Origin of the sequence: Amycolatopsis rhizosphaerae, from assembly GCF_007713715.1 — a bacterium.
Lineage (GTDB): Bacteria > Actinomycetota > Actinomycetes > Mycobacteriales > Pseudonocardiaceae > Amycolatopsis_E > Amycolatopsis_E rhizosphaerae.
This window is the reverse complement of the sequence record NZ_VJWX01000479.1, coordinates 1-5407: the sequence shown is the minus strand read 5'-3', so window position 1 is coordinate 5407 and position 5407 is coordinate 1. Positions and strand designations below refer to the sequence as shown.

Sequence of the window (5407 nt, the reverse complement as noted above, 5' to 3'; positions counted from 1 at the left end):
CAACCGCGGCCGCCACCGCCACGATCCCGCCACGTCCCTTGCCGGAACCACCACCGGCACCAATGAAGATCCGTCGGCCGTCCTTGGTGATCCAACGCCCGTTTTCCGTCACCCCGGTTCCCCCCTTCGTCGGACACGTGCCGCTCACGGCAAGCGAGCGGTAGCCCATGTTTATGCCCACCCCGGGACGGTTGCCGCAAAGTGGGACAAACCGCGTGAAGGATACCGGGTGGCCAGGCCCGGCGTGCCGATTTCGCGCGCATTCGACGGCTGCGGCGTACCGCAGCGGCGAGTTGATGTCAGCGAAGGGACGCGAGCTCGTCGACCTGGTGCGTGGGGGTGCCCAGGAACAGGTCGGCCCGGATGGGGCCATAGGCGATGTTGAGCGTGTCCAGCCGGTAGGTCCATTCGCCGCCGCACGAGCCGGTGAACCGGTAGTTGATCCGCCAGCGCAGCCATTCCCCGCGGGCGAGTCGCCGCGCGGGGGGCCGTCGCAGCCTGCGTGGCAGGCCGAAGGGCGTAATGGTCGGTTGGACCCGCAGCAGCCCGTCGGCCTCCCGGAGGAGCACCGTGGCGTCCGAGGTGGAGTCGGGCAGCCCTTCTCGTGTGACGGAGCGCGGTGGGAAACCGTCATGCTCGTCCATGAAGACCTCGTGTGTGAAGGGCGGTGGCAAGGCCCTCCTCGCACTGCGACCGGCCGGATCATTCCACAGTGGACAACGGTAGGATCGTCCGGTGACTGACGACATCACCGCCGGTTCCCGTTGCCCGTGCGGCTCCGGCGGGAACTACGGCGACTGCTGCGGCCCGCTGCACGCAGGCGAGCGCACGGCGGCCACCGCCGAGCAGTTGATGCGGTCCAGGTTCAGCGCGTTCGCGGTTGGCGACACGGCGTATCTGCTCGCCACGTGGCATTCCAGCACCCGGCCGAAGAGCCTGGAACTGGACCCGGCGCAGCGCTGGACCCGGCTCGACGTGCTCGCCACCAGCGGTGGCAGCCCGTTCCACGACAGTGGCACGGTCGAATTCCGTGCGCACTACCGTCACGAGGGCAGGCCGGGTTCGATGCACGAACTCAGCATGTTCACCCGCGAGGACGGCCAGTGGCGTTACCTGCGGGCGGTCTCGTAGGGATCTCCGCGGGCTGATCACCCGCGCCGTTGCTTCATCGTGGCGATAGCATTGCGATGTGGTGAGCGACGAGGACGACCTGGCCCGGGGCGAGACGGAGGATGGCCCCGGCGGCGAGGGGGCCGCCGATCCCCGCTCGCTGCCGCGGGGGATCAGGCCGTTGCTGGTGCTGGGCAAGATCCGGCAGATCCTGGAGGCGTTCGGCCCGGAACGGCCGGAGCTGACCTTCGCCGAGATCCGGCGCGCCACGGACCTGCCCGCGAGCACGTGCCAGCGGCTGGTGTCCAACATGGTCGCCGAGCAGTTCCTGGACCGCCACGGCGACAGGTACCGCATCGGCCTGCGTCTGGGCTACTGGGCCGCGCCCGCCGGTGCCGGACTGGACGTGAGCGAGATCGTGCACCCCTCGCTCGTCCTGCTGCGGGACACCACGGGCGAGACCGCCTGCCTCTACCGCCGCGAAGGCGACGTTCGGGTCTGCGTCGCGATGGCCGAGACCTATCAGGCGATCCGTCGGGAGATGTACGTCGGCAAGTTGATGCCCCTGCACGCCGGCTCGGCGAGCCGGGTGCTGCTGGCCTGGGACGCCGCGGCGGCGGAAGAAGTGCTCGACGGGCCGCTCGAATCGTTCACGACGACGACGGTGACCGATCCGTCCGTGCTGCGGGCGTTGCTCAACCAGACCCGCCAGCAGGGCTACGCGATCACGTCGGAGGAACGCGACGCGGGAGCGGCGTCGGTGTCGGCGCCGGTCTTCGGGCCCGGGCGGGCTCTGGTCGGAGCCCTTGGTATCAGTGGACCGACGCAGCGCCTGACCTCGCAGCGGGCCGCGGAGTGGGCACCGGTCGTGGTGCGCGCCGCCGAGCAGGCCACGCGCCTGCTCGGCGGCCGTCCCGGTGTGTGATGCCGGATCGTCAGAGGTAGTTGCTCAGTTCGATCAGGTTCCGGTCGGGGTCTCGCAGGTAGACGCTGATGATGGGGCCGGTGGCTCCGGTGCGCTCGACCGGGCCCTCCTCGATGGCGACCCCGGCCGCGGTGAGTTCGGCGATCACGTCGTCGAGCGGGGTGTCCACGATCAGGCAGACATCGGCGCTGCCCGGCGTGGGGCGCGCGGCCTTCGGCTCGAATTCCTTGCCCGCCTCGTGCAGGTTGATCTTGCTGCTGCCGAAGGTGAGTGCCTTGCGATCGCCCCGGAAGGTGACGACTTCCATGCCGAGTACCGCCGTGTAGAACTCGACGGCCGCTTCGATGCTTGCGACGGTCAGGACGAGGTGGTCGAGCCGGCTGATCTTCACGGGTGCTGCCCCTTCCACGCGGAACCTTCCAACCGCGATGTAGTGACACTACCACTATGTGGTGGGGGCCGATTAGTCATTTCGCCTGGGACCCGGCAAGACTGAGGAGGTGACTGACGGGATCTGGCAGTCTGATGGCTGCACAGCTTGCGGCGCCGCGCTGCGCGTCGGCGGGCTCCTCCTCTGCCGTCGCGAGGAGGGCGATGGGCCCGATCGTGCCTGCAGGATCGCACTGCCGTGCACCACCTGCGAGCGGGTCTACTGGCGCTGGGCTGACCGGCCCGACGTCCCGGCGGAAGAAATGCCTCCTGACATGACGGCCTTATGGCGGAAGATTCGTGCTTGACCACAGGTGCGAAGTCTGCCCGCCACCGCGGGCGCTCCTGACTTTGTAAAATCGCCGAGATTCCCGGAATGATGAAATCCGGATGAAGTGCGGATAATCGCTCTGCCGCGTTCGGCGGTGGCCTGGGTACGATCATCACATCCGATGGTCAAGGTCGGTCAGAATGGTGAGGTCGGGTAGGATGAAATTGTGGAAGGCCTGTGCCGCCGCCTCGATGTGCGTTATTGCCGTGACCGGTTGTGGTACTTCGGGGCGGCAGTTGAAGTTTGGTGAACAGGCCACGGTGACGGCGGTCAGGGGCGGCACCATCGGCGTGACCGTAGTGGGAATCGAGGCGGGCGGAAACTCGGATCTGAGCGAGCTCAGCAATCCCTCGAAGTACGCCGGGGAGACGCCGTACTACCTCCACTACCGGCTGACGAAAACCGATTTGGTCGAGAGCACGACCGATTTCGTCGTGACGGACGGAAAGAACGAGTTGACCCACCTGACCGTGATGGGGTCACTCGACGCCACCGCCGATCCGGACCATCCGCTGTCGTACCACCAGTTCAGCAAGTGCGTGCAGGCGGATTCGGCCGAGTTCAGGAAGCTGGCCAAGGGAGGTTCCGTCGAGGGCTGCTCGATCTACCTGCCCGAGCATGGTGCCGGCGCTCCGACGGCCGTCGAGTGGGGCGCGCGCGACGGGAAAGAACCGGAAGCCACCTGGAACCGGTAAACCGGAACGGTTCGGGTGGAGGTCGCCTTCACCGGACCCCGAGCGGGAGGGTGGCGGCAAGGCCGTGGGCGTGGCGGCCGTCGAGGCGTTCCAGGCGGACGGCCCACTGGGCCGCCAGCCCGGTGAGCGTCCGCGCGGCGTGGTCCACCAGCGGCGGGTTCGCCGCCGCGATCCGCAGGGCGGCCTCGACCTCGGGTTCCGCCTCGGCTTTCCGGGTGGCGATGACGGAAACGGTCACGGCTGCCTGCGGGGCGGCGGTGAGCAGCCAGTGCACCAGTTGGGATGCGACGGCCGGAGACAGCGCATTCCAACCGCCGAGGCGGAACGTCGCCTGCGACACGGATCCGCTGTGCCAGAACCGCCAGTCCTCTCGAACCTGGTCCCGCCCGGCGGTGACCTGGGCGAGCGAGGCGAGCGTGCCGAGGAACTCGTTTTCCGCCAGCCCGATGCTCGGCAGCCCCTGCCGTCGAAGGTGGCGCCGCACGCGCCGGAGCGCGTTGCCGAGCGCCAAACGGACGTCGATGTCGGAGTACACCTCGACGGTTCGCAGTGCCTGCAACACGATCCAGGTCCGGGGTGGCCGCTGACGGCCCAGCCCGGCGTGATGGATCACCTGCGCGGCGAAGGCGAGCGGTTGCTCGTTGGGCGGGGGTACCAGTGCTTCCGGGGGCGGCACGTCGTTCGACTGCGGTTGCAGCACCGCACTGATGCCCTCGGCGCGGCTGAGCATGAACACCGGTTCGTCGTCGAGGGTGTCCGTGCAGCCCTCCGCCTCCGGTGCGATGAGGTGGAGCAGCTTCTGCGCGGGCCCGTCCCGGAGATCACCCTCACGGCGACGGCGCAGATACCGTGCGGACAGGAGCAACCATTCAAAGCCCCACCGGTCGTGGACGCGGACGGCCGTCAACGCCAGGACCACCACGGAGCCGAGCCCGGTCGCGGCGATCACGGGCAACGGCTGCCCGGCCGCCAGGACGGCCGCGATCAGCACCAGTTGCCAGCAGATGATCTGCAACGGCCCGATCCCGGCGAGCGGACCGGTGGCGCGCCGCCGGCCGGGAGGCGGGGCCGCCGGGGCCGGGTTCGCCACCGCGCCGCGCGGCTGGGCGCCGGCCGTCGCCAACCCCGCGGCGGCCCGCGGTTGCTCCGCGGACCGGGCCGCGGCGAGCGCGGCCACGGCGGCCGCCCGGGCCGCCGCTCGCGCGTCCGGCTCGGGAAGGGACACGCTGCCGTAGGCGGTTGCGGTCGGCTGCCCGGCCAGACCCGCCTGTGGCCGCGGGGATGCCGGCGCGGTCAGCCGCGCCCCGCCCGCGCCTGGATCGGTCACGCTGAACCTCCTCGGGTCGGTTGCGGCCGGTTTCCCGGGCGCACCTGAGTTTTCGATGATGGGCAGTCTCTGCGGGTGTCCTACAGGTTGCAGTGGGCGCCACGGATGGGGACCGGGTCCCCGCTGTAGATGTGCGTGCCGTCCGTGCCGCGGATCTGGAAGCAGTACTTGCGGGCCGGGTCCACCGGCACCGCCTTGTTGTGCTGACGGCCCGCCATCAGCACCGTCGTGGTGAGCCGCTCCCCGGCGACGACCACGGCGAAATCCAGGTCGGCCCCGGCGCTCCAGTTCAGCTGGACCTGTGTGCCCTGATCGTTCGGCGGGGCCAGGACGAGGTTCACGTTCGGCTCCGCGGGCGAAGACGGCTGCGATGACGCGGGCACGGCGCTCGCGTCGGCGCTCGTCCCGGAGGTCGCCGCGGCCGGTGCCGCGCCCTGGCCGGTCGAGCCGTTCAGGGTGGTGACCACCGGCACCACGGTCAACGCCGCGATGGCGGCTCCGAGCCCGGCCAGCACGGCGGGGCGCCTGCCGGGCCGTTGCGCCTTGTCCCCACGGGACTGCTCCGGACCGCCGAAGGTCCGGACCAGGGT

At 69.9% G+C, this 5407-nt stretch carries 6 protein-coding genes and 1 pseudogene; 3 read left to right on the top strand and 4 right to left on the bottom strand.

Going from position 1 to position 5407, the window contains the following annotated elements; all coding sequences use genetic code 11:
- Positions 1 to 299: 299 nt before the first annotated feature.
- Entirely contained in the window at positions 300 to 644 is a 345-nt protein-coding gene (locus tag FNH05_RS31075) for a hypothetical protein (protein WP_222426759.1), read from the bottom strand.
- Positions 645 to 735: 91 nt separating this feature from the next.
- Here FNH05_RS31075 and FNH05_RS31070 point away from each other — a divergent pair, with 91 nt between their 5' ends.
- Together FNH05_RS31070 and FNH05_RS31065 are read left to right on the top strand one after the other, a co-directional pair.
- Positions 736 to 1131: a YchJ family protein gene (locus tag FNH05_RS31070; protein ID WP_186382827.1), complete on the top strand. Its 396-nt coding sequence runs from the start codon at positions 736 to 738 to the stop codon at positions 1129 to 1131.
- 58 nt (positions 1132 to 1189) lie between these two features.
- The gene (locus FNH05_RS31065; RefSeq protein WP_246128042.1) at positions 1190 to 2035 is read left to right on the top strand and encodes an IclR family transcriptional regulator; all 846 of its coding nucleotides are present in this window, start codon (positions 1190 to 1192) and stop codon (positions 2033 to 2035) included.
- Positions 2036 to 2045: 10 nt separating this feature from the next.
- Here the strand turns inward: FNH05_RS31065 and FNH05_RS31060 are convergent, their stop codons facing one another.
- Complete coding sequence (locus tag FNH05_RS31060) at positions 2046 to 2426, bottom strand: VOC family protein (protein ID WP_144592418.1); 381 nt, start codon at positions 2424 to 2426, stop codon at positions 2046 to 2048.
- A 527-nt stretch (positions 2427 to 2953) separates the two neighbouring features.
- Here FNH05_RS31060 and FNH05_RS31055 point away from each other — a divergent pair.
- Positions 2954 to 3490 (top strand): hypothetical protein, encoded by a 537-nt coding sequence (locus FNH05_RS31055; protein WP_144592417.1) that lies wholly within the window; start codon positions 2954 to 2956, stop codon positions 3488 to 3490.
- Positions 3491 to 3518: 28 nt separating this feature from the next.
- On the opposite strand, the gene FNH05_RS31050 is transcribed toward FNH05_RS31055, so the two are convergent.
- Together FNH05_RS31050 and FNH05_RS38415 are read right to left on the bottom strand one after the other, a co-directional pair.
- Positions 3519 to 4817 (bottom strand): type VII secretion protein EccE, encoded by a 1299-nt coding sequence (locus FNH05_RS31050; RefSeq protein WP_246128041.1) that lies wholly within the window; start codon positions 4815 to 4817, stop codon positions 3519 to 3521.
- 80 nt (positions 4818 to 4897) lie between these two features.
- Positions 4898 to 5407, bottom strand: a pseudogene (locus FNH05_RS38415) (serine/threonine protein kinase); the annotation flags it as partial.